Annotated in this window: 21 protein-coding genes and 1 tRNA gene; 13 read left to right on the top strand and 9 right to left on the bottom strand. The window is 67.3% G+C overall.

Features of this window, described 5'->3' with window-relative positions:
- Both RMP09_RS22220 and RMP09_RS22215 read right to left on the bottom strand, forming a co-directional pair.
- A complete protein-coding gene (locus tag RMP09_RS22220) occupies nucleotides 1-1,011 on the bottom strand; it encodes a restriction endonuclease subunit S (RefSeq protein WP_310568159.1) in 1,011 nt (336 codons plus the stop codon).
- A 176-nt stretch (nucleotides 1,012-1,187) separates the two neighbouring features.
- On the bottom strand, nucleotides 1,188-3,623 hold the full coding sequence (locus tag RMP09_RS22215) for a DEAD/DEAH box helicase family protein (protein WP_310568152.1): 2,436 nt from the start codon (nucleotides 3,621-3,623) through the stop codon (nucleotides 1,188-1,190).
- A 120-nt stretch (nucleotides 3,624-3,743) separates the two neighbouring features.
- Here RMP09_RS22215 and rhuM point away from each other — a divergent pair, with 120 nt between their 5' ends.
- On the top strand, nucleotides 3,744-4,625 hold the full coding sequence (gene rhuM, locus RMP09_RS22210; RefSeq protein WP_310568151.1) for a RhuM family protein: 882 nt from the start codon (nucleotides 3,744-3,746) through the stop codon (nucleotides 4,623-4,625).
- Nucleotides 4,626-4,690: 65 nt separating this feature from the next.
- On the opposite strand, the gene RMP09_RS22205 is transcribed toward rhuM, so the two are convergent.
- Both RMP09_RS22205 and RMP09_RS22200 read right to left on the bottom strand, forming a co-directional pair.
- On the bottom strand, nucleotides 4,691-5,743 hold the full coding sequence (locus RMP09_RS22205) for a response regulator transcription factor (RefSeq protein ID WP_310568150.1): 1,053 nt from the start codon (nucleotides 5,741-5,743) through the stop codon (nucleotides 4,691-4,693).
- On the bottom strand, nucleotides 5,740-9,339 hold the full coding sequence (locus RMP09_RS22200; protein WP_310568149.1) for an ATP-binding protein: 3,600 nt from the start codon (nucleotides 9,337-9,339) through the stop codon (nucleotides 5,740-5,742). The genes RMP09_RS22205 and RMP09_RS22200 overlap by 4 nt, the downstream gene beginning before the upstream one ends.
- Nucleotides 9,340-9,557: 218 nt before the next feature.
- On the opposite strand from RMP09_RS22200, the gene RMP09_RS22195 reads away from it, so the two are divergent.
- The 12 genes from RMP09_RS22195 (at nucleotide 9,558) to RMP09_RS22140 (ending at nucleotide 19,465) form a co-directional block, all read left to right on the top strand.
- Nucleotides 9,558-9,860, top strand: coding sequence for an urease subunit gamma (locus RMP09_RS22195; protein WP_310568148.1), 303 nt, complete (start codon nucleotides 9,558-9,560; stop codon nucleotides 9,858-9,860).
- A 142-nt stretch (nucleotides 9,861-10,002) separates the two neighbouring features.
- Nucleotides 10,003-10,176, top strand: coding sequence for a hypothetical protein (locus RMP09_RS22190; protein WP_310568147.1), 174 nt, complete (start codon nucleotides 10,003-10,005; stop codon nucleotides 10,174-10,176).
- 10 nt (nucleotides 10,177-10,186) lie between these two features.
- Nucleotides 10,187-10,492, top strand: a complete 306-nt coding sequence (locus RMP09_RS22185; RefSeq protein WP_310568146.1) for an urease subunit beta — start codon at nucleotides 10,187-10,189, stop codon at nucleotides 10,490-10,492.
- Nucleotides 10,492-12,210 carry an urease subunit alpha gene (gene ureC / locus RMP09_RS22180; RefSeq protein ID WP_310568145.1) on the top strand — a complete coding sequence of 573 codons (1,719 nt, stop codon included), beginning with the start codon at nucleotides 10,492-10,494 and terminating at the stop codon, nucleotides 12,208-12,210. Before RMP09_RS22185 ends, ureC begins: the two co-directional genes overlap by 1 nt.
- Nucleotides 12,211-12,233: 23 nt before the next feature.
- Nucleotides 12,234-12,800 carry an urease accessory protein UreE gene (gene ureE, locus RMP09_RS22175; RefSeq protein ID WP_310568144.1) on the top strand — a complete coding sequence of 189 codons (567 nt, stop codon included), beginning with the start codon at nucleotides 12,234-12,236 and terminating at the stop codon, nucleotides 12,798-12,800.
- A complete protein-coding gene (locus RMP09_RS22170) occupies nucleotides 12,787-13,497 on the top strand; it encodes an urease accessory protein UreF (protein WP_310568143.1) in 711 nt (236 codons plus the stop codon). The genes ureE and RMP09_RS22170 overlap by 14 nt, the downstream gene beginning before the upstream one ends.
- Before the next feature lie 11 nt (nucleotides 13,498-13,508).
- Nucleotides 13,509-14,177: an urease accessory protein UreG gene (gene ureG, locus RMP09_RS22165; RefSeq protein ID WP_310568142.1), complete on the top strand. Its 669-nt coding sequence runs from the start codon at nucleotides 13,509-13,511 to the stop codon at nucleotides 14,175-14,177.
- A gap of 34 nt (nucleotides 14,178-14,211) precedes the next feature.
- Nucleotides 14,212-14,299: transfer RNA gene (locus RMP09_RS22160), tRNA-Ser, on the top strand.
- Nucleotides 14,300-14,447: 148 nt separating this feature from the next.
- On the top strand, nucleotides 14,448-15,599 hold the full coding sequence (locus tag RMP09_RS22155) for a HAMP domain-containing sensor histidine kinase (RefSeq protein ID WP_310568141.1): 1,152 nt from the start codon (nucleotides 14,448-14,450) through the stop codon (nucleotides 15,597-15,599).
- Complete coding sequence (locus RMP09_RS22150) at nucleotides 15,596-15,979, top strand: response regulator (protein WP_310568140.1); 384 nt, start codon at nucleotides 15,596-15,598, stop codon at nucleotides 15,977-15,979. Before RMP09_RS22155 ends, RMP09_RS22150 begins: the two co-directional genes overlap by 4 nt.
- Nucleotides 15,976-16,842, top strand: coding sequence for a phosphate/phosphite/phosphonate ABC transporter substrate-binding protein (locus RMP09_RS22145; protein ID WP_310568139.1), 867 nt, complete (start codon nucleotides 15,976-15,978; stop codon nucleotides 16,840-16,842). The genes RMP09_RS22150 and RMP09_RS22145 overlap by 4 nt, the downstream gene beginning before the upstream one ends.
- A gap of 7 nt (nucleotides 16,843-16,849) precedes the next feature.
- Complete coding sequence (locus RMP09_RS22140) at nucleotides 16,850-19,465, top strand: PAS domain S-box protein (protein WP_310568138.1); 2,616 nt, start codon at nucleotides 16,850-16,852, stop codon at nucleotides 19,463-19,465.
- 21 nt (nucleotides 19,466-19,486) lie between these two features.
- On the opposite strand, the gene hemW is transcribed toward RMP09_RS22140, so the two are convergent.
- The 5 genes from hemW to RMP09_RS22115 form a co-directional block, all read right to left on the bottom strand.
- Nucleotides 19,487-20,707 carry a radical SAM family heme chaperone HemW gene (hemW, locus tag RMP09_RS22135; protein ID WP_310568137.1) on the bottom strand — a complete coding sequence of 407 codons (1,221 nt, stop codon included), beginning with the start codon at nucleotides 20,705-20,707 and terminating at the stop codon, nucleotides 19,487-19,489.
- Nucleotides 20,704-21,312, bottom strand: a complete 609-nt coding sequence (gene rdgB, locus RMP09_RS22130) for an RdgB/HAM1 family non-canonical purine NTP pyrophosphatase (RefSeq protein WP_310568136.1) — start codon at nucleotides 21,310-21,312, stop codon at nucleotides 20,704-20,706. The genes hemW and rdgB overlap by 4 nt, the downstream gene beginning before the upstream one ends.
- A gap of 88 nt (nucleotides 21,313-21,400) precedes the next feature.
- Nucleotides 21,401-22,126, bottom strand: a complete 726-nt coding sequence (gene rph / locus RMP09_RS22125) for a ribonuclease PH (RefSeq protein WP_310568135.1) — start codon at nucleotides 22,124-22,126, stop codon at nucleotides 21,401-21,403.
- Nucleotides 22,127-22,265: 139 nt separating this feature from the next.
- Nucleotides 22,266-23,165, bottom strand: coding sequence for a protein phosphatase 2C domain-containing protein (locus tag RMP09_RS22120; protein ID WP_310568134.1), 900 nt, complete (start codon nucleotides 23,163-23,165; stop codon nucleotides 22,266-22,268).
- The coding region (locus RMP09_RS22115) for a protein kinase domain-containing protein (protein WP_310568133.1) at nucleotides 23,162-23,717 on the bottom strand (556 nt) is incomplete at its 5' end. The genes RMP09_RS22115 and RMP09_RS22120, both read right to left, overlap by 4 nt.

Genomic DNA, 23,717 nt, shown 5'->3' with positions numbered 1-23,717 from the left:
CTATGAATCGAATGCCTGGGCCAGGATGCGCTGGGGCAGTTTTTCTAGATCTTTAAGCATCTGCCGGCTGGCGGCTTGCATGGCTTCCACCTCGGCCAGCGCGGCCCGCACACGCTCGACGATGCGGCCTTGCGTGTCCTGGTCGGGTGCGGGCACGTTCAGCGCCTTGAGCAAAGCACCATTCAGGTTGGCTTGGTTGCCGCCCCGGTCTTCCGAAAGGTCGCGCAGGTCCTGGTAGCTCGCCATGAGCCAGAAATACAGAAAGTCGGGATTCCAGGTGTCGTTGGGCAGGATGGCGAAACACGCCTGATTGGTGGTGGCTTGCACTTCCAGCAGGGCCGACTGGCCACGGGTCTTGCCCTGGCCGTACATGGCCACCAGCACTGTCTTGGGCGGCAACAGAGAGAGCGAACACTCGGCCAGCGCCAGTCGGGACACCGATTCTTCGGTCGCGGTGATGGGCGCAAACGCCACCTCGCCGGTTTTCACCCAGGGGATGTCGGCGGACGACCAGTAGGCCTTATTGCCACGCGAAGGCGTGGTGCCGCTGGTGGTGGTGGCGTGATCGCCCAGCACTTTGTGCGGCACGTCCTGCAGGCCGGCAAAGACTTCTTGCAGGACACGGCTGCGGATGCGGGCGATGTCCTGGGCTTGAGTCTGCGCCACCGTCATGGCAGCGTCCAACTCAGCCAGTTGTGTCTTCAAGCGAGCGGCGATTTGGCGTTGTTTGTCAACAGGCGGACATGGCAACTCGAAGTCTTCGATCATCTGCTTGGTCAAAGCCTGACGGGTGCCTCCAGCCTGACGATCCCAAATGAGCTTCTGGAACTCTGGGCTGCTCAGGAGCGTGGCCACGTATTCCGGGTGCAGAGTTTCAGCACAGCGAATGATGCAGACGTGCTGATTGACATTGGCAGGACAGCGGCCATCGGGCACAACGCAAACACGTCCAATCGATGCACCCGTGATGTTGAGCAAAACGTCTCCAGGCAGCACACGCGAACTAGCCATCGACTCATCTATCGCCTGAGAAATGAAAGCGAGACCGTCCTCCGAAAAGCTACCCATCTGGACGTTTTGGCTTCGGATCAGGGGTATGCCGGATTGGGTATACGCGCGGTATCCACCCTGTGGCGTCTGTCCGCTTCCAATCTTTGTGGTGTGGTCTCCGAGGCGAATCAGATTGCTCATACCCCAAACAACCTTCCCTTGGCATCAAGCATCACCTGCGTCGGCTTGCCCAGCCCGCGCAGCGCGTCCAGCCCTCCGGCCAGCTTGATCTCGGGCACTTCCCAGAGGTTGGGGCTTTCCAGCGCTTCGGTGCCGCCAGCGGCGAACTGGTGGCCCAGGCCCCGCAGCACAGTGGCGGCCTGGGGCTTCATGCTGCTGAACCAGCTCTGGTGCTGCTGGATGTAGAAGGCGCCGCGCTCGGGCCGCTTGAGCGCCCGCGCGTGGTAGCCGTGGTGGCCAAAAAAGTCGTAGAGGTCAAAGTCGTTCATATGGTCGATTTGGCGAATCACCTCGGGGCTGAAGTTGTCGCCCAGGAGGTGGTCGATGAGGCTGCGGCGCTTTTTCGCCTCGATCCACAGCGCGCGGAAGTCGTCGAGGTTGTGCGCCTCGCTCACCACGCGCTGGACCACCTCGCGCCGGTATTCGTCCACCGGGATCGGCGTGTCCCGCCCGTCGCGGCGGCTGAGGATGAAGCGGCCCTGGGCGTTGATGGTCACGTACTGTCCGCCGATTTCGGCCACATGGGGGCCGTCGTTCCCGCCACCGCCACCGCCGCCCCCCTCGTCGCCATCGTCGGCCCCGGGCTTGCGGCCGCCGGCGCGCGGCGGCGCGGTAATGAAGTCGGTGCCGAAGAGGCTGGTGACGTCGGTGTAGTCGTAGAGCCAGAACTTGTACTTTTGCGTTTCTTCGTGGATGCGGGTGCCGCGCCCGACCATCTGGTAGAACTTGATGGGCGATTGCAGGTAGCGGAAGAACACCACCGCGTTCAGGCGCTCGATGTCCACCCCGGCTTCCAGCAGGTCCACCGTGCAGGCGATGAAGGCGCGTTCGCCCGAGCCGCGCATGGGCTCCACCATGTCGGCCCCGTTGTTGGCGCCGCCCATGCACTTGAAGGCGTAGTGGTCCTTGGGCGTTCTCCCATGCTCTTTGCACCAGCGGGTGTAGAGGTTGCCCATGTGCTGGGCCACGCGGTCGGCGTGGGGCTCGCGGGTGCAGAAGATGATGACCTTTTGCTCCGGCCCGCCGTTGGTCAGCAGCTGTTTGAACAGGTCTTCGCACATCTTGGGCGTGCGCAGCTCGATGAACAGTTCGTCATCGAAGTCTTTGCCGGTGTATTCGGCCTTGGTGAGGTCTTCTTCGGTCAGCAGGCGGCCGGTCTTGAGGTCGTGCGCGCCGGCCTTGAGAACGTCTTCGCGGGTGAACACGGCGCTGTCGATGCTGGCCTTGCGTTTGACGATTTCGCAGGCGGCGAGGTAGCCGTCTTCCTGTGCCTGGATCAGCGTGTATTCGTACACCGGCTCGCCGAAGTACTGGCGGTTGTTGGCGGTGATGGTTTCGTCTTCCACCACCGCTGCGGTTTTCTTCTTGGGTTCGTGCAGCTTGCGGGGCGTGGCCGTCAGGCCGATGTGGATGGCGCTGGGGTTGCGCCTGAGCACTTCAGCCCAGCGGCCCCAGGCCGAGCGGTGGCACTCGTCGATGACGATGGCGCTGAAGGCGTTTGGTCCGTAGTGGGTGGAGAGGAAGCTGGCGAATTTGATGTCGTCTTGTTCTTCGTCGAGCCCCAGCGTGTGGTACGTGGCGATGTGGATGCGGGCGTTGGCTGCGGCGTTCTTTCCCTGCCTGGTTTCGACAACACGGGCGTTGTCGCCAAAGGCGGCAAACAGTTTGCTGTAGGCCTGACTGCGCAGTTCGTCGCGATCGCACAGGAACAGCGCGGGCTTGGGCAGCTGCCCGGCCTGGCTCAGGCGCCAGAGCAGGTTGGTGGCGATGATGGTTTTGCCGGCCCCGGTGGCCAGCGTGAGCAGCACGCGGGGCGGCTGGCCCGCCTGCTGGTCGAGCAGGATTTTTTCAAAAGACGCGCGGATGGCGGCGTCCTGGTAGTAGCGAGACTGCGACCACGCAGGGCTGTCGGCCTGGAACAGCATGGCCGCCTCGGGGCGGTTCAGGTCCACGCCGGTGTCTTTGGCGTAGCGGGCGGTCAGGTCGGGGTGCGCCGGGAAATCAACCAAGGGGAACGGCCCGGTCAGCAACTGGGCGAAACTGTCGAATTCGCCGTATCGATGGCCATTGGTGGCAAAGGCGTACTTGACGTCGAAGCGCTCGCAGTCGGCATAGCCCTTGGCTTGCTGCATGCCTTTGAGCGCGTCCTCGGCTTCTTTCTTGGCTTCGAGCACCGCCACGGGAAGCGCCTTGGGCATGTCGCCCACTTGCACGCAGAGCAGGTAGTCGGTGCGGCCTTTGCCCGGGCGACGGCGCCCTTTGGCGCCGCTGGGCTCTACCGGGGCGGGCGTGACGCTGATCTCCAATGTGATGTGGTCGCGGTGGACATAGCCCTTGCTGCGCAGCACAGGGTCTATCAGGTGAAAGCGGGTGTCCGCTTCGTTCATGCTCATGGCGTTCCTCCCTCTTTTGTTGTTCCCCCGCCGGGACCGACAGGCCATCCCGACGCACGCCTCCAGTTGAGACGACCCAAATGGCTTCGGATCTGGCAACAGTGAGGGGCGTGAATGGGCATGGCGTCGGCAAAAGCAGCCACCAATGGTAGCTGCGGCCATGGCTATCATGAGCCACCACCACCGGCCACCGGCCATGCGGCTGCCCGAACCATGCGCAAGAAAACGCCCCCATCCGCCTCCAAGTCCAAGGAAGTTTCACTCGTCCGATCTTCGGCCGCGGAGTACCTGACCTTCATCGCGGCCACCGGTGGCGGCAGCACCAGCGTGGAGATGCGCTACGAGAATGAAAACCTCTGGCTCACGCAGAAGATGATGGCCACGCTGTACGACGTGTCGGTACCCGCGATCAGCCAGCACCTGAAACGCATCTACGCCGACAACGAGCTGGAGCGCGAGGCAACTGTTAAGCCGTACTTAATGGTTCAAACCGAGGGGGAGCGGGAGGTTCGCCGCAGCGTCGATCACTACAGCCTGCAGGCCATCATTGCCGTGGGTTTCAAGATCGAAAACGAACGGGCTGTGCAGTTCCGCAAGTGGGCCAACCAGATCGTCAAGGACTACACGATTCAGGGCTGGGTCATGGACCCGGAGCGCCTGAAGAGCGACGGCAGCGTCTTGACCGAGGATTTTTTCGAGCGGCAGCTGGAGAAGATCCGGGAAATCCGGATGTCCGAGCGGCGCTTCTACCAGAAGGTCACCGACATCTACGCCACTGCGCTGGACTACGACGCCTCGGCCACGGCGACCCAGCGCTTCTTTGCCGTCGTGCAGAACAAGCTGCACTACGCCATTCACGGACAGACCGCGCCTGAGCGGCTTCCTGAAACTCTGGGACCGAGATATCCTGCAAGACGCCGGCAAGGTGTCGGCCGAGATCGCCAGGGCACACGCCGAAACCGAGTTCGAGAAATACCGGATCGTGCAGGACCGGCTGTTTGAGAGCGACTTTGACCGCCTGCTCAAACAGATCGAGGCAACGGACACGCCGCCGGACTGAAGACGCATCAGCCCCGCGGCTGCAGCAGCGGCACGCGGTTGATGGCCATGGCCGCCGCCGCGGTGCGGGTCTCCACCCCCAGCTTGGCGTGGATTCGTTCCAGGTGCTTCTTCACCGTGGCCGGGCTCGCGCCGAGGATGTCGCCTATGTCGCGGTTGATCTTGCCTTTGACCACCCAGTACAGCACCTCGGCCTCGCGCGCTGTCAGGCCAAAGGCCTGGGCCAGGCTCTCCAGCACGGCGGCGTCGGACGTTTCCTGCATCACGATCAGCCAGTCGCCGGGTTCACCGAACTCATTGCCGTCCTCGTCGCCCACGCACTGGTGCAGACGGAAGGTGAGCCGGCGCGGGCCCTGGTCTAGGGTCAGGCGCGGCGGCTCGCGCACCGGTTGCCCGGGCACCGCCGGGCTTTGCAGCTCGGGCAGCAGACGGTCCAGCCATTGCAGCACGGCCGGGGGCGTGCTGGGCGCCTCGGTGCCGCAATAGCGCGCCAGCAGGTCGCGGGCCAGCGGGGTCTGCCACATCAGGCGCCCGTCGCGGGCGCGCACGGTGATGGTGGCGTAGCCGAACGCGTCCAGCGCGTTGCGCGCCTGGCTGCGTTCCACCGCGCCCTGGCGCACATGGCGCGCGGCGCGCAGGTGCACGCCCATGCGCGCCATCACCTCGCGCGGCTTGATGGGTTTGGTCACGTAGTCCACGCCACCGGCGTCGAGCGCGGCCACCAGGTGCTCGGTCTCGGTCAGGCCGGTCATGAAGATGATGGGAATGTGCGCAGTGGCGGGCTCGGCCTTGAGCCGCCTGGCCACTTCAAAGCCGTCGATGCCGGGCATGACGGCGTCGAGCAGCACCACGTCGGGCAGGGCCTGGGTGGCGCGGCGGATGGCGGCTTCGCCGTCCAGCGCGACCAGCACGGTGTAGCCCGCTTCGTCCAGCGCGTCGTGCAGCGGGGCCACGTTGTCGGGCACGTCGTCCACGATGAGCACGACCAGCGCCTCCCCCGGGGGCAGGGGGTGCTGGGCGTTCTGGGGGTTGCTGGGGGCGGACACGGGCGTGGCGATCATGTGGGCAGTTGGGGGGTCTGCAGCGGGGCATCGGCCTGCAGCAGCCGCTGTTCGATGGCTTCAAAACGGAACTCGCGGGCCAGCGCGCGCAGACCCAGGGCAAAGGCGGCCTGCTCGGGGCGCTGGCGCACCCAGTCGTCGAGCCACTGCACGATGCCTTTGTAGTAGCCCAGCCGCACCAGCTCCAGCAGGGGCGCCAGTTCACCGGGCAGAGCGGGTGCACAGCTGTCCAGCGCCTGTGCGCTGCCCGGTGCGGGCACCACCGTTGCGGCCGCGGCCACTGGCGCATCGTCGGCGTGTGTCCAGCGCAGGCCGAGCTGCTGGCCCAGCCAGGTGGTGAGGTCGTCGCGCCGCACCGGCTTGACAAAAAAGGCCTGCTCGCGCGGTGCGCCATCGGGCGCCAGGCCCAGGTCGTTGTGCAGGCCCTTGTCGAAGGCGTTAGCCGAGACGATGGCCATGGGCACGCCGGCCCAGCCGCCCGCGCGCAGGCGGCGCAGCGTTTCCCAGCCGTCGATGCCGGGCATGGCCAGGTCCATGAAGACGGCGTGCGGCGCGCGCTCGCTGCCGGGCGCCACGCCGTCGAGCATGGCCAGCGCGTCGTGCCCGCTGGTGGCCAGCAGCACATCAAAGCCCAGCGGCTGCAGCCAGCGCGCCAGCAGCTCGCGGTCGCTCTCTTCGTTGTCGACCACCAGCACGCGCCGGCGGGGGCCTGCGTAACCGGTCACAGCGGGCTCGGGCAATGCGCGCCGCGCAGCCACGCCGTGCAACTCGGGCAGGAACAGGCGCACGCTGAACACGGTGCCCTGCCCCGGCGTGCTGCGCACCGTCATCTCGCCGCCCATCAGGTCGGTCAGCATCTTGGCAATGGTCAGGCCCAGGCCGGTGCCGCCGCTGGCGTGTTCGCCGGCCGCGCTCTGGCCACGCTGGAAGGGCTCGAACACCTTGTCCAGCTCGGCCGTGCCCATGCCCGGGCCGGTGTCGTGCACCTCGAACTGCGCCATCTCGCGCGCGAACCGCACCACCAGCCGCACCTGCCCCACCCGCGTGAACTTCACCGCGTTGCCCAGCAGGTTGATGAGGATCTGGCGCAGGCGCTTTTCGTCGGCGCGCACGGCCTGCGGCAGCGTGCCCTGCGGCTCGAAGGCAAAGCGCAAGCCCTTGGCCGCGGCCTGCAGCTCGAACATGCTGGCCACCTCGGCCATGGTGTCGGCAAAGGCCATGGGCTTCACGTCCAGCGCGAGCTTGCCGGACTCGATGCGCGCGATGTCCAGCGTGCCTTCGATCAGCGAGAGCAGGTGTTCACCGCCGCGGTGGATGACGCGGATGGCCTGCGCCCGGTGCGGCGCGACGCCGGTGTCTTCCTGCAGCAGCTGCGCATAACCCAGGATGCTGTTGAGCGGCGTGCGCAGTTCGTGGCTGATGGTGCTGATGTAGCGGCTCTTGGCCTGGTTGGCCTGCTCGGCCGCGCGGCGGGCCTGCTGCAGGGCTTCGTCGGTCTTGCGGTGGCTGTCGATCTCCTGCATGAGCAAGTGCGTCTGGCGGTTGGATTCTTCCTGCGCCACTTCGCGGCTTTTGTGCGCCAGCACCAGCCACCAGGCCACCGTGCCGGCGATCAACAGCAGCACCGCGTACACCTGCAAAAAGCCGGCGCGCAGGGCGGCGTCGATCAGGCTGGCGTCGCGGGTCACCGCGTCCAGCCCCTGCACCTGCTGGCGGTACAGCAGGGCCAGCACCGCCGCCAGCACCGGCGCCATCACGCCCATGATCAACAAGTAATGCGCCAGCCCCGCCTGCAGGTAGGGCCACATGCGCTGCGGCAGCACCGCGCGCAGCGCCGCCTGCCACTGCACCTGCAGGCGCGCCTGGGGTTTGCACAGGTCGCCACAGCGCGCGTCGAGCGAGCAGCAGAGCGAGCAGATGGCGCCCTGGTAGGCCGGGCAGTGGGCCATGTCGGGGCCTTCGTATTCGCGCTCACAAATCACGCACTTGTGGACACCCCCCGCGCCGCCTGCGGCGTCACCCCCCTGGAGGGGGGCAACACCTGCGGCCGGGCGGAGCCCGTTCCGCGGTGTTTCTGGATGGGCTCCCCCTCGCCCCGCCGGGCGCAAGTTGTGCCAAACCACTGTGGCTTCTGCCGGTCTGGCGATGTAATAGCGACCCTTTGTCGCCCACGCGATCAGGGGCGCGGTGATGAGCGCCGTGACCATGGCGATCACGGCCGAGAAGGCCTGGGCCAGCGGGCCCATCAGCCCCAGGTAGGCCAGGATGGACAGCACCGAGGCCAGGCCCATGGCGCCCACGCCCACGGGGTTGATGTCGTACAGGTGGGCGCGCTTGAACTCGATGCCTGGGGGGCTCCAGCCCAGCGGCTTGTTGATCACCAGGTCGGCCACCACGGCCATGATCCAGGCGATGGCGATGTTGCTGTAGAGCCCCAGCACCTCGCCCAGCGCGCGGAACACGTTCATCTCCATCAGCATGAAGGCGATCAGCGTGTTGAACACCACCCAGACCACGCGGCCCGGGTGGCTGTGCGTGAGGCGCGAGAAGAAGTTGCTCCAGGCCAGCGAGCCGGCGTAGGCGTTGGTGACGTTGATCTTGAGCTGCGACACCACCACGAACAGCGCCGTGGCCGCCACCGCCCAGCCGTAGGGCAGGATGTATTCGTACGCGGCCAGGTACATCTGGTTGGGGTCCACCGCGCGCTCGGCCGGCACCATGTGCGACAGCGCCAGCCAGGCCAGCAGCGCGCCGCCCAGCATCTTGCACACGCCCAGCAGCACCCAGCCCGGCCCGCCGGCCAGCACGCCGGCCCACCAGCGCAGCGCATGACCGGGCCGCTGCGCGGGCATGAAGCGCAGATAGTCGGCCTGCTCGCCCATCTGCGTGATGAGCGCGATGCCCACGGTGAGCGCAGCACCAAACAGGTGCCACGAGAAATCCCGACCCGCGCCAGATTCACCACCGTAGTGCGCGATGCTGGTGAATGCACCGGGATCGAGCATCCACACCGCAGCGAAGGGCACCAGCATCATCACCAGCCACAGCGGCTGGGTCCACACCTGGAAGCGGCTGATGGCCGAGACCCCGTGCGTGACCAGCGGGATCACGACCAGCGCGCAGATGAGGTAGCCCCAGGCGGGCGGGATGTCCAGCGCCAGCTCCAGCGCATAGGCCATCACCGCCGCCTCCAGCGCGAAGAAGATGAAGGTGAAGCTGGCGTAGATGAGCGAGGTGATGGTCGAGCCGATGTAGCCAAAGCCCGCGCCGCGCGTGAGCAGGTCCATGTCCACCCCGTGGCGCGCAGCGTAGACGCTGATGGGCAGCCCCGCCAGGAAGATGATCAGCCCCGTGGCCAGGATGGCCCAGAAGGCGTTGATGAAGCCGACCTGCACCAGCAGCGTGGCGCCCACGGCTTCGAGGATCAGGAACGACGCCGCACCGAACGCGGTGTTGGCCACGCGCCACTCGCTCCATTTGCGAAAGCGCTGCGGCGTGTAGCGCAGGGCGTAGTCCTCCAGCGTCTCGCTGCCGACCCAGCTGTTGTAGTCGCGGCGCACCTTGATGATGCGTTGGGGCGGAGCAGGATCAGACACAGGCTTCGAGGATGGGATGGGGTGACACGGTGGAGAAGGCCAGCGGCAGCCGTGGAACCGGCTTTGCCGGGCCACTGGCTGCGTTCCCCCTCCCGCAGGAGAGGGGGGAAGCCGCGCAGCGGCGCAGGGGGGTGCTCCGAATCTGCAGCTTCCGTGCCATCGGCCCCCACAGGGCACGGGTTTTGCTCAAACCCCTGTCAGACCACTCGAGACATGCCATGGAACTGACCCCGAGAGAGAAAGACAAGCTGCTGATCTTCACCGCCGCCCTGCTGGCCGAGCGGCGCCAGGCGCGAGGCCTCAAGCTCAATTACCCCGAAGCCGTGGCGCTGATCAGCGCCGCCGTGATGGAAGGCGCGCGCGACGGCAAGACCGTGGCCCAGCTCATGAGCGAGGGCCGCACCGTGCTGAACCGTGACGACGTGATGGAGGGCGTGCCCGAGATGATCCCCGACATCCAGGTCGAAGCCACCTTCCCCGACGGCACCAAGCTCGTCACCGTGCACCAACCCATCCCTTGACCCCCACGCGCCGCGGAAGCAGCCCCACCCCCGCCGCGCTGCGCGCGTCCCCCTCAGGGGGCGGCGCTGGCGGCCCGGAAAAGCCGGTTCCGCGGCGCCCTTGACTCAGACACTTCGCTCCACCGCTCTTGCAGAGGCCCCCATGAAACTGCTTTTCAAATCGCTGACGGCCGCCACGCTGGCTTCCGCCACCCTGCCCGCCCTGGCCCACGACGGCCACGGTCTGTTCGGCAGCCACTGGCACGCCACCGACGCGCTCGGCTTCGTCGGCGTGGCCGCATTGATCGGCCTGGCCCTCTGGATGGCCCGCAAGTAAGGACCGCCCCATGATCCCCGGTGAACTCCTGGTTGACGCGGGCGAGCACGCCCTCAACCCCGGCCGCGCCACGCTGACGCTGGTGGTGCAGAACACCGCCAACCGCCCGGTGCAGGTCGGCTCGCACTACCACTTTGCCGAGACCAATGCGGCGCTGTCCTTCGACCGCAGCGCGGCGCAGGGCAAGCGGCTGAACATCGCCAGCGGCACCGCGGTGCGCTTCGAGCCCGGGCAGCAACGCACGGTGGAGCTGGTGGACTTCGCCGGCGACCGCATCGTGTTTGGCTTCCGTGGCCTCGTACAAGGAAAACTGTGATGGCCACCATCCCCAAACGCGCCTACGCCGACATGTTCGGCCCCACCGTGGGCGACCGCGTGCGCCTGGCCGACACCGGCCTGCTGATCGAGGTCGAGAAGGACTACACCCTGGCCGCGGGCGGCTACGGTGAAGAGGTCAAGTTCGGCGGCGGCAAGACCATCCGCGACGGCATGGCGCAGAGCCAACGCACGCGCGCCGAAGGCGCGTTGGACACCGTCCTGACCAACGCCCTCATCGTCGACCACTGGGGCATCGTCAAGGCCGACATCGGCTTGAAGGACGGCCGCATCGTCGCCATCGGCAAGGCCGGCAACCCGGACACGCAACCGGGCGTGGACATCGTCATCGGCGCCGGCACCGAGATCATCAGCTGCGAGGGCAACATCGTCACCGCCGGCGGCATCGACAGCCACATCCACTTCATCTGCCCGCAGCAGATCGACGAGGCCCTCACCTCGGGCGTGACCACCATGCTCGGCGGCGGCACCGGCCCGGCCACCGGCACCTTCGCCACCACCTGCACGCCTGGCCCCTGGCACATTGAACGCATGCTGCAGGCGGCCGACGGTTTTGCGATGAACATCGGCTTTCTGGGCAAGGGCAACGCCAGCCAGCCCGCGCCGCTGCGCGAGCAGATCGAGGCCGGCGTGATCGGCCTGAAGCTGCACGAAGACTGGGGCACCACGCCCAGCGCCATCAGCAACTGCCTGGACGTGGCCGAAGAAACCGACACGCAGGTGGCCATCCACTCCGACACACTCAACGAGTCGGGCTTCGTGGAAGACACCATCGCGGCCACCAAGGGCCGCACGCTCTGCGCCTTCCACACCGAAGGCGCGGGCGGCGGCCACGCGCCCGACATCATCCGCGTGGTCGGCGAGGCCAACTTCCTGCCCTCGTCCACCAACCCGACCATGCCCTACACCGTCAACACGCTCGACGAACACGTCGACATGCTGATGGTCTGCCACCACCTGGACGCGTCGATTCCGGAAGACCTGGCCTTCGCCGAAAGCCGCATCCGCCGCGAGACGATCGCGGCCGAGGACATCCTGCACGACATGGGCGCGATCAGCATCATGAGCAGCGACAGCCAGGCCATGGGCCGGGTCGGTGAGGTGGTGATCCGCACCTGGCAGACGGCCGACAAGATGAAGTCGCAACGTGGTTCGCTGCCCGAAGACAGCAGCCGCAACGACAACTTCCGCGTCAAGCGCTACATCGCCAAGTACACGATCAACCCGGCCATCGCGCACGGCATCTCGCACATCGTCGGCTCGCTGGAAGTCGGCAAGTGGGCCGACCTGGTGATCTGGAAGCCGGCCTTCTTCGGCGTCAAGCCGGCGCTGGTCTTGAAGGGCGGCAGCATCGCGCTGGCCGCCATGGGCGACCCGAACGCCTCCATCCCGACCCCGCAGCCGGTGCACTACCGGCCGCAGTTTGGCGCCTTCGGCAGCGCGCTGGCCCGGGGCAGCCTGAGCTTCGTGTCGCAGGCGGCCCAGGCGGCCGGCGTGGCCCAGCGCTACGGCCTGCAGAAGACCACGGTGGCGGTGCAGGGCTGCCGCAGCGTCACCAAGGCCAGCATGGTGCACAACGCCTACCTGCCGACCATGGAGATCGACCCGCAGCGCTACACGGTGCGCGCCGACGGCGTGCTGCTGACCTGCGAACCCGCCAGCAAACTTCCGATGGCCCAGCGATACTTCCTGTTTTGATCGCAAAAAACAGGGAAAAAAACATGCTTCAGGTCTCCAAAATCATCGCCCAGGGCAAGGGGCTGGCGCCCGCGCTGGTGCGCCGTGCCGCCACCATGACGCTGGACTGGGACGTGCGCCAGAAGAGCCGCTTCGACGGCGAAGCGTCGGACGGCCGCCGCGTCGGCGTCTTCCTGCCGCGCGGCACCGTGGTGCGCGGTGGCGACGTGCTCATCACGCAGGACGGATCGCTGCTGAGCGTGATCGCCGCGCCACAACCGGTGCTCAAGGTGACCGCCTGCACCGACCAACACCACGGTCATGCACACGACCCGGCCTTCGACCTGATGCGCGCCGCCTACCACCTGGGCAACCGCCACGTGCCCATCGAACTGCGGCCCGACCACCTCAAGATCGAGCCCGACCACGTGCTGGCCGAGATGCTGCGCGCCATGCACCTGAATGTGGCCGAGGTGCGCGAGCCCTTCGAGCCCGAAGGCGGCGCCTATGCGGCGGGCCACGGCGGCGGTCATGCCCATGACCACGGGCATGGTGGCCACGACCATGGACACGATCACGGCCACGGATCCCACACGCATGACCATGGCTGATGGGGCCAGCCGGCCGGTGGCCGGCCTGCTGCGCACCCTGTGGCTGGCCTCCCCCACCCTGCCCGTCGGCGGGTTCTCGTATTCCGAAGGGCTGGAGGCCGCGGTCGACGCCGGCCTGGTGCGCGACGAACCCAGCGCGGCCGACTGGCTGACCGACCAGCTGCACCTGGGCCTGGCGCGCAGCGACCTGGCCGTGGTGGCGCAGGCCATGCCCGCCTGGCAGGCCCACGACCTCGCCCGCATCGCCGCGCTGAACGCCTGGGTGCTGGCCACCCGCGAAACACAGGAATTCCGCCTGCAGACCGAGCAGATGGGCCGCTCGCTGGTCGAGTGGGCGCGTTCGCTCGGCGTCCTCGGCTGCGGTGTGGTGGAACAACTGCTGGCCGCGGATCTTCGGCCCCCGACCTACCCGGTGGCCATGGCCTGCGCGGCCGCCGCCTCGGGCGCCGCACCGGCCGACAGCCTGGGCGGGTTCGCCTTCGGCTGGGCCGAAAACATGGTGCAGGCGGCCATCAAGTCCGTGCCCCTGGGCCAGAGCGCCGGCCAACGCATGCTGGCCCGGCTGGTGGAGGAGATTCCGGCCGCGGTGGAACACGCCCTGTCGCTGGACGACGAAAGCCGCCAGGCCTTCACACCCGGGCTCGCCATCTTGAGCGCCCGCCACGAAACCCAGTATTCCCGTCTGTTCCGTTCCTGAAGACCCGCCCCATGAGCGCCCTGCACCACATCCCGAACCGCACCAAAACCCTGCCCCCGCTGCGCGTGGGCATCGGCGGCCCGGTCGGCTCCGGCAAGACCACCCTGCTCGAAATGCTGTGCAAGACCATGCGCGAGCGCTACGACCTGGTCGCCATCACCAACGACATCTACACCAAGGAAGACCAGCGCCTGCTCACCGTCAGCGGTGCGCTGCCGGCCGAACGCATCATGGGCGTGGAAACCGGCGGCTGCCCGCACACCGCGATCCGCGAGGACTGCTCGATCAACCTCGAAGCCATCGACCGCATGCTGGGCGAGTTCCCCGACGCCGACATCGTCTTCGTCGAATCGGGCGGCGACAACCTGGCCGCCACCTTCAGCCCTGAACTGAGCGACCTGACGATCTACGTGATCGACGTGGCCGCGGGCGAGAAGATCCCGCGCAAAGGCGGCCCCGGCATCACCAAGAGCGACCTGTTCGTCATCAACAAGACCGACCTGGCACCCCACGTGGGAGCCGACCTGGAGGTGATGAAGCAGGACACCGCCCGCATGCGACCGGACACCGCACGCCGGCCCTGGGTGATGACCAACCTCAAGACCCTGGCCGGTGTCGACGAGGTGGTGCGTTTCATCGAGCAGCGCGGCATGCTGCAACCGGGCCCGGCCACCCCTTGACCGGCGCCCTGGCGGCTACAATCCCGGCCACCCCGGAGACGTGGGAGAGTGGTTTAATCCAGCGGTCTTGAAAACCGCCGACCCGCAAGGGTCCGTGAGTTCGAATCTCACCGTCTCCGCCATGCGGCGCCCTTTTCCTGCGGCGCCCTGCGGGCAGGCGACTTCGCCAGGCCTTCAACAGACGGCCTCAAGCCTGCGCAGATTTGGCCGATAAGAGCGTGAAGCCATCGTGGCGGCCGCCTTCGCCCGCCGCGGTTGGCATTGCGCAACATGACCAACGACGCCGCCAAACCTTCTGCCCCGAACCCGCTGCTGGTTCTGCTGGACTTTGTCGCCAGCCCCATTCTGCTGTTCAACGCAGAGGGGCGGGTGGTGTTCAGCAACCAGGCGGCCAAGCAAATGAGCTGCCGCCCCGCCCTGATGCTGGGCAGCGACCCGAATGTGCGCGGGCTGGCGCAAGACCTCGCCGCCGGCAAGCCGGTGCTGCACCTGGACATGCGGGTGGACGCCCTGTCCGACAACGGCATTGCCCGCCTGCAGTGCCGCTTTGCGCCCCGCCCCATCGCCGGGCTGGTGGCCATGGGCGTATCGGAAGTCGCAACGGACGAACCCCGCCAGGGTGACGACGGTGCGGCCGAAGCCGCCCAGCGCCTGTCGCTGCAACAGATCATGGAACTCATCAAGGCCGATCTGATGCCGCCCATCCGCCAGGTGCTGGCGCAGGCACAGGAAGCGACGGCGCCCGCCCTGTCGGACAGTGTGCAGACCCTGCAGGAGCGGCTGGAACGCTTGTCCGATCTGGTCAACGTGTTCGGCGACGACGTGCTCGTTGGCGACGACCGCCTGGTGCTGCCCGACCTGGTCCGTGCCGTCGCGCAGGATCTGGCGCCGCAGTTGCGCGCCATGAATGTGCAGTTCGTCATCGAGGGCGATCGGGTCGACCTGCCGCCCGTGTACGGCAGCCGCCGGCTGATCCGGCGCGCGCTCTACGAATGCCTGAACAACGCGGTTCAGCACGCGCGCGATGGCGCGCCGCCGACACAGACGGTGGCGGTGGGCATTGGCTTTCGGGCCGCCGGCAACCACCTGCTGCTGACCATCCACAACGAGGGGGTGCTCTCGGCCGCGGCCCTGGCGCTCCACGCGGCGGCCATCTTCAGGCCGGCGCCGCCCGGCAAGGAACCCCTGCCCGGCATGGGCACGATGCGCATCGGCCTGCCGCTGACGCACCGCATCCTTCAGCTGCACGGCGGTCGGCTGCGCATTGAGGACGACACCGCCGACGGGTTGAGCGTGATGCTGGAGCTGCCCACGGGCGCCCCGCTGCGCAACACCCACCAACTGGACCTTCTGCAGGCACAGATCTATGCCGAAGATCTTTCGAAACTGATGGCCCGCACCCGCAAACGGAGCAGCACATGACCGCACGCATTCTCATCGTCGACGACCAGCCCGATATCCGCAAACTCATCCGGCTGACCTTGCAACACCTGGACGACGCCGAGCTCCACGAAGCCAGCAATGGCGGCGATGGCTGGCGTCTGGCACAGGACCTCAAGCCGGACCTGATCCTGCTGGATGTGATGATGCCCGGCGAGCTCGACGGCTACCAGGTCTGCGCCAAGGTCAAGGGCGACCCGGCGCTGGCCGGTCAGACCAAGGTCATCCTGCTGACCGCCCGCGCGCAGAAAGAAGACGAAGAGCAGGGGCGCAAAGCGGGCGCCGACGCCTACCTCACCAAGGCCTTCAGCCCCCTGAAGCTGCTGGACCTGGTGGACAACATGCTGGGGATGCCGTCATGAAGCGGCGGCTCGCCCCGGTGACTGTGGCGGCAGCGCTGGCACTGGGCGCACTGGGCGCGGCGTGGTCACAACCGGCCACGGTCCCGGCGTCCGCGCCGGCCCCGCTGGTGCTGGGGGTGGTGCCACAGTTTCCGGCCATCGAACTGCAGCGGCGCTGGGGTCCGGTCCAGACCTGGCTGGAATCGGAGTGCCAGGTGCGCATCCGACTGGACATCGCCAGCAGCATCCCGGCGTTCGAAGAGCGCTTTTTGCAGGGCCATCACGATCTGGCCTACCTGAACCCGTACCACGCGGTCATGGCCAAACGGGCGCAGGGCTATGAGCCCCTGGTGCGCGACGGCAAAGAGATGCTCACGGGCGTGTTGGTGGTGCGGGCCGACAGTGCGGTGCGCCGGCTGCAGGACTTGCAGGGCGCGACGCTGGCCTTTCCCGCGCCCAACGCGTTCGGTGCCTCGCTCTACATGCGGGCTTTGCTCGAACGCGAACATGGGCTGCGTTTCACCGCGTCCTATGTCAAGACGCACGCCAACGCCTACCGCCATGTCCTGCGGGGCGACGCCGCCGCCGCCGGTGGCATTCAGGCCACGTTGGACGCGGAGGGGCCGGAGGTGCGTGATCAGCTGAGGGTGCTTTACGAAACACCACCCGCCGCCCCCCATCCGCTGGCCGCCCACCCGCGGGTCAGGCCAGAGGTGCGCCGCTGCATCACCGAACGCATGACCCGGGCCGGGCAGACCGAAGCGGTCAGGGACTGGCTGGCCGGCATCCAGATGCCGCAGCCGGTGGTGGCCCAGTACGAACGTGACTACCGGCCGCTGGAGAAGCTCTCGCTGGAAAGCTACGTGGTGCGCACGGCGCCTTGAGGGCCCCATGTCCCGACCGATGCAGGCCCTGGGCCGCTGGTTCACCCACAAGAAGCTGGGCACGCAGATCGTGTCCCTGGTGTTCGGTGCGGCTTTGCTGTGCGCCGCGCTCATCGGCACGCTGTCCTTCCAGGCCCGCATGCAGCAGGTGCAGGACGAAGCCCTGGAGCACGCCAGCGCCTTGACCGGCATGGTGTCGCGGGCCACGGCCTCGGCCATGCTGGAGCGGGACTACGGCGCACTGGAACTGTTTCTGGGCGGGGTGATGACCTTGCCCGGGGTCCAGATGGCCGAGCTGGTGCTCCCGGACGGTGAAGTCGCCATGCGCACCCGCCGCATCGCCACCGGGCACGTCACCACCATGCCGGTGGCCGAACGGGTCGCCCCACCGTCGTTGCCGCAGCAAGCAGAAGACTCGCGCATCGACACCGTTGCTGCACTGCTGCCCGGTGCTGACACCGACGCCCAGCGGCTGGACCCGCAAGCCCTGCTGCGCAGCGGCTGGGTGCGCATTGAAACCAACAGCCAGCAGCGCCGGGCCGACGCCATGCGCCAGTGGACCATTGACAGCGTCAACGTGCTGTTGATGCTGATGGGCCTGCTGTGGCTGCTGGCCCTGTTCCTGCGCCGGGTGTTCGGCCCCATCAGCACGCTGGCGGCCTTTGCATCGACCCTGGCCGATCGGCCGGGCGGCCTGGTGGAGATGCGCTGGGGCAGTCACGAGGTGCGCGAACTCGGCCATGCGCTGAATGCCGCATCCCGTCAGCTGGCGCAGATGATCACCGATCAGGAGCAGCGCTACAAGCGCCTGATCGCCATCCTCGACACCGCGGCGGACGCCATCGTCGGCGTGGACGAGCAGGGCCGCATCGTCAACGTCAACCCGGCGGCCGAGCGCATGTTCGGACTGGGCTCGCGCGAACTGATCGACCACCCCCTGGCCAGCTGGCTGCCGGACATGGACGCCGCGCGCCTGCAGCAACACATGGACGACGGCATGCTGTTCCAGAGCACGCAGAGCCGGGTGGGCCGCGTGGAAATGCAGGCCATGCGCCAGGACGGCACGCGTTTTCCGGTCGAGGTGCTGCTGGGCGAGGTGAAGGGCGACCCGGAGCTGCGTTACACCTGCATCGTTCGCGACCTGACCGACTTCAAACTCGCGGAGGAATACCTCACGCTGTACGGGCGGGTGCTCGACTGCATCCCCAACGGCATTTCCGTCAGCGACGCCCGGCGCTTCCCGCAGCCCATCGTCCACGTCAACCCGGCCTTCACCCGCATCACCGGCTACGCCCCGCACGAAGTGCTGGGCCGCGACGCCAGCCTGCTCGATGGCCCCGAGACCGACCGCGAAGACCTCGACCTGCTGGCGCGGTCCGTGCAGCGGGGCAACGAACTCAAGATCACGCTGCGCAACCACCGCAAGGATGGCAGCCTGTTCCACAACAAGCTCTCGGTGTCCCCCGTGTTCGATGGCGAAGGCACGATCACGCACTACATCAACGTCATCGAAGACGTGAGCGGCCAGATCGAGGTCAAGCAGCGGCTGATCGAGCGCACCGCCCGCCTCAACGCCACCTTTGACCTGAGCCCCGACGGGTTCGCCGTCTTCGATGCGCAAGGCCATCTGATCACCAGCAACCCGGCCCTGCGCCGCATGATCGGCAGCACCTTGCCGCTGCTGAGCCTGGAACAGTTCGACGACGGCATGCGCAGCCTGTGCGAGGACGCCGACCGCTACCCGCCCATCGCCCTGGCGCCCAACGACGGCGCCAAACACACCCTGATGCTGGTGCGCCCGGCACGCAAGGTGCTCGAACGCGACATCCGCCGCCACCTGGGCGGCAGCGGCGAGACCTTCGTCTATTTCCGCGACGTCACGCACCAGTTCGAGGTCGACCAGATGAAGAGCGAGTTCCTCGCCACGGCGGCGCACGAGTTGCGCACACCGCTGGCCAGCATCCTCGGCTTCACCGAACTCCTGCTGCACCGCCGCTACAGTGAAGAGAAGCAGAAAGACCTGCTGCAGACCGTGCACCGGCAAGGCAATCTGCTGCAGAAACTGATCCAGGAACTGCTGGACCTCTCACGCATCGAGGCCCGCCAGGGCAAAGACTTCCACATCGTGCCCACGCCCCTGGCCGCCATCGTCGAGGCGTCGGTCAACGGGCTCACACACCAGGAACTGGGCCACGAGGTCCACGTACAGACCCTGCCCGACCTGATGGTGATGGCCGACGCCAGCAAGATCGAACAGGCGCTGAACAACCTGATCAGCAACGCGATCAAATACTCGCCCAATGGGAGCGAGATACGGCTGGCCGCGCGCGAGGCCACACACGACGGGCAGCACTGCGCCGTGATCGACGTGCAGGACCAGGGCATCGGCATGACACCAGCGCAACTGGCCCGCGCCTTCGAGCGCTTCTACCGGGCCGACACCTCGGGCAACATCCCCGGCACCGGCCTGGGCCTGAACCTGGTCAAGGAGATCGTCGAGATCCACGGGGGCTGGGTGGACTTGAGCAGCACGCCCGGCGAAGGCACCACCGCCAGCCTGTGGCTGCGCCTTGCGACGGTGCCGGCGGCAGCCGCGGCGAACACCGACGTCACCACAGCCTGAGCCGAGATCGGCCGGGCCGGATCAGGCGGGCAGGAACAGCGACTGCAGGTCGCTGAGGAAGTCGAAGCCGCGCTCGGTCGGCGCCACCCAGACGCCCTCCTGCGTCAGCCAGCCCTTGTGCACCCCTTCGCGCAGGGCGCCGTCGATGGCCGACAGCGGCAGCCCGGTGCGCGCGCCGAAGTCGGTCAGGCTGAAGCCCTCGCGCAGGCGCAGCGCGTTGAGCATGTATTCGAAGGGCAGGTCGCGCCGCGACACCTCCTCCACGCCCACCACCGCGTCGCCCGCCAGCGCCTTGTCCATGTACAGGCGCGGCTCGCGCGCCCGCACCTGGCGCACCACGCGGTGCGCAAAACTCAGCTTGCTGTGTGCGCCGGCGCCAATGCCCAGGTAGTCGCCGAACTGCCAGTAGTTCTGGTTGTGCCGGCTGCGGTGGCCGCGGCGCGCATAGGCCGAGACCTCGTAACGCTCCAGCCCGGCCGCGCTGGTCAGCTCGGTGATGCGGTCGAGCATGGCGTAGGCGTCGTCGTCCTCGGGCACCACCGGCGGAAACTTGGCGAACACCGTGTTGGGCTCGATGGTCAGGTGGTAGATCGAGATGTGCGGCGGGTTGAAACCCAGCGCGGTGCGGATGTCCTCCTCGCACTGCGCCAGCGTCTGCCCCGGCAGCGCGTACATGATGTCCAGGTTGAAGGTGTCGAAGGCCTCGGCCGCCTCCTCCACCGCCGCCAGCGCCTGCGCCCGGTCGTGCACCCGGCCCAGGGCCTTGAGGTGGGCGTCGTGGAAGCTCTGCACGCCGATCGACAACCGGGTCACACCCGCCTGCCGGAAGGCCCTGAAGCGGTCCTTCTCGAAGGTGCCCGGGTTGGCTTCGAGCGTGATCTCGGCGTCGGCATCGAGCCGGACCAGCGCGCGCACATCGCCCAGCAGGCGGTCGATCGCCTCGGGCGAGAACAGGCTGGGCGTGCCGCCACCGATGAATACGGTGTGGACCGGCCGGCCCCAGATCAACGGCAGCGCGGCCTGCAGATCGGCGCGCAGCGCATCCAGATACGCCTGTTCGGGCAGCGGCTGGCCCGGCGCCGAGGTCGCGCTCCATTCGTGCGAGTTGAAGTCGCAGTAGGGGCACTTTTTCAGGCACCAGGGCAGGTGAATGTAAAGCGACAGCGGCGGCAGGCCCTGCAGCTGCAGGGTGCCCGGCCGCATCCAGTGGCGGATATCGCTCCAGTGCGGCGAATCGCTCATGGCTGGGCGAACCAGCGTTCGCGCATGAGGCCGAGCATCTGCTGCGCCGCCTGGCCACGGTGGCTGTGGGCGTTCTTCACCTCGGCCGGCAGCTGGGCAAAGGTCTTGCCGAAGGGCGGCAACAGCAGCACCGGGTCGAAGCCGAAGCCCTGGTCACCGATGCGCTCCTGTGTGATCAGCCCCGCCGCGCGGCCCGTGGCCACCAGCGGCTCCGGGTCGTCGGCGCTGCGCAGCGCCACCAGGGTGCTCACCAGCGCCGCGCGGCGGTCGGTGATGCCCTGCATCTGCTCCAGCAAAGCACGCACGTTGTTGTCGTCGCTCTTTTCGTAGCCGAACTGTGTGGCGTAGAAGGCCGTGTCCACGCCGGGCAGGCCACCGAAGGCCTCGACACACAGTCCCGCGTCGTCGGCCAGCGCCGGCAGGCCGCTGACCTGCGAGGCGTGCCGAGCCTTGGCCAGCGCGTTTTCGATGAAGGTGCGGTGCGGCTCGGGCGCTTCGGGAATGCCCAGATCGGCCTGGCGCACCAGCTCCACGCCCAGCGGCGCGAACAGGGCCTGCAGCTCGGCCAGCTTGCCCTTGTTATTTGACGCGAGGACCAGTTTCATGTGCGGTCGCAGCGCCGGGCCGCCCCAAGCAAGACCGAGCCCCCTCGGGGGGCAGCGAGCACACGAAGTGACGAGCGTGGGGGTTTCATCATTCCAAAGCGGTTTTTTGTGCGGCCACCAGTTCGGTGATGCCCTTGTCGGCCAGCGCCAGCAGCGCGTCCATTTCCTTGCGCGTGAAGGCGACGCCCTCGGCCGTGCCCTGCACTTCCACGTAGTGGCCGGCGCCGGTCATCACCACATTCATGTCGGTGTCGCAGGCCGAGTCCTCGACATACTCCAGGTCCAGCAGCGGCTGGCCGTCCAGGATGCCGACCGAGATCGCGGCCACATGGTCCTTGATCGGCGACGCGGCGAGCTTGCCCTCGGCGATCAGCTTGTTCACCGCGTCCTGCGCCGCCACGAAGGCGCCGGTGATGCTCGCCGTGCGCGTGCCGCCGTCGGCCTGCAGCACGTCGCAGTCCAGCGAAATCGTGCGCTCGCCCAGCACCTTGAGGTCAAACACGGCGCGCAGCGAGCGGCCGATCAGGCGCTGGATCTCCTGCGTGCGGCCGCTCTGCTTGCCCTTGGCGGCCTCGCGGCTGCTGCGGGTGTGGGTGGCACGCGGCAGCATGCCGTATTCGGCCGTCACCCAGCCCTCGCCACTGCCCTTCTTGTGCGGTGGCACCTTCTCTTCGACCGAGGCGGTGCACAGCACCTTGGTGTGGCCGAACTCGATCAGCACCGAACCTTCGGCGTGCATGGTGTAGCCGCGGGTGATGCGCACCGGGCGCAGCGAATCGTTGGCACGCTGGCCGGGACGGGAAGAAGTCGTCATGAAAAAAAGCTTTCTGCGTTGGTGGGAAGCGCCGGCCCGAACGTCCGGCACACACCGGGGAACCGCCCTACAACACACTCAGGACGGGCCATGGGGGTGCCCCTTAGGGGGAAGACGCGAAGCGGCGCGGGGGAAAAAATCAGGCGTTCTTTTCGGCCGTGCGGCGGATCGCTTCGTTGATCTCGGCGATCGATTTTTCGATCGCCTCGTCGTCCATGTCCTCGATCGTGGGATCGGGCACGCCCGACTGGATGGTGGAGGCGAACACGCCGTCCTCGATGTCTTCGGTGGACACGCGTGTGGTCTGGAACTCGTCGGGCGTCTCCCATTCCATGGCCAGCACGGTCACGTTGTCGCACCGCGGACCGCCGCGCTTGAGCGCCATCTCGACCAGTTCGGGCACGGCCTGCTCCAGCGGGCGCTTGGACAGCTCGTCGGTGATCTCGAAGTCTTTCACCGTGCCCCACAGGCCGTCGGAACACAGCAGCACGCGGTCGCCCTGCTGCAGCTGCACCGGGCCCGACAGATCGAACACCGGTTTGGCCGGCGAACCCAGGCAGGTGAACAGGATGTTGCGGTTGATGTGCTGCGTGTTGCGGCCCAGGTGGGCCTGCTGTTCCATGTAGGAATGGTCGCGCGTGCGCGTCAGCAGTTCGCCGTCGCGCACGATGTACAGCCGCGAATCGCCGCAGTGCACCCAGTGCACGTTGTTGCGCTCCATCACCGCCGCCACCAGGGTGGTGCGGGGCGTGTCCAGCATGCCTTTTTCGGCCGCATACCGGATGATCTGGTGGTGCGCCGCCATCAGCGCGCTGGAGAGGAACTCCGGCACCTCGCGCACCGTGGGGTTGGCGGCTTTCTGGAAGTAGGCCGAAAAGGTCTGCAGCGCCAGTTGCGCGGCCATCGCGCCTTCGGGGTGGCCGCCCATGCCGTCGGCCAGCACGAACAGGCCCGACTCGCGGGTGTAGGCATAACCCATCCGGTCTTCGTTGCGCTCCCGACCGCCCTGACGGCTGATCTGGTAGACCGAAAACTTCATTTGAACTTGGTCCCGGCGACCGTCGACTTGCGTGGCGACTTCTTGTTGTCGGAGACGATGTTGTCGAATTGCAGGCGCATTTTTTCGGCCACCGTCAGCTTGGTGTAGCTGCGTTCGGTTTCACGGCTGAGTTCTTTCTGCAGCGCGAACACCGATTGGGGGCGTGAGAGCGGATCGAGCGACATGCACCATTCGACCACCTCGATCAGGTTGTCGGAGTACACGCCGCGCAGACGGGACAGGGCCAGCGACAGACGGTCTTTTTCCAGGCGCTGCGGCGCGTCGTTGGGCGGATAGCCCTGCATGCTGGCGTAGATGCAGGCGCCGATGGCGTAGATGTCGGTCCAGGGGCCCATGCTCGAATCGCGACGGTACATCTCGGGCGCCGCAAAGCCGGGCGTGTACATGGGGCGAATGAAGTTGCCTTCCTTGCTCAGCACCTCGCGCGCCGCGCCAAAGTCGATCAGCACCGCCCGGTTGTCGTCGGTCACGAAGACGTTGGCCGGCTTGATGTCCAGGTGCAGCATCTTGTGCTGGTGCACGATGCGCAGG

Source organism: Hydrogenophaga sp. (assembly GCF_031426985.1).
Lineage (GTDB): Bacteria > Pseudomonadota > Gammaproteobacteria > Burkholderiales > Burkholderiaceae_C > Hydrogenophaga.
This window is presented reverse-complemented; position numbering and strand designations above follow the sequence as displayed.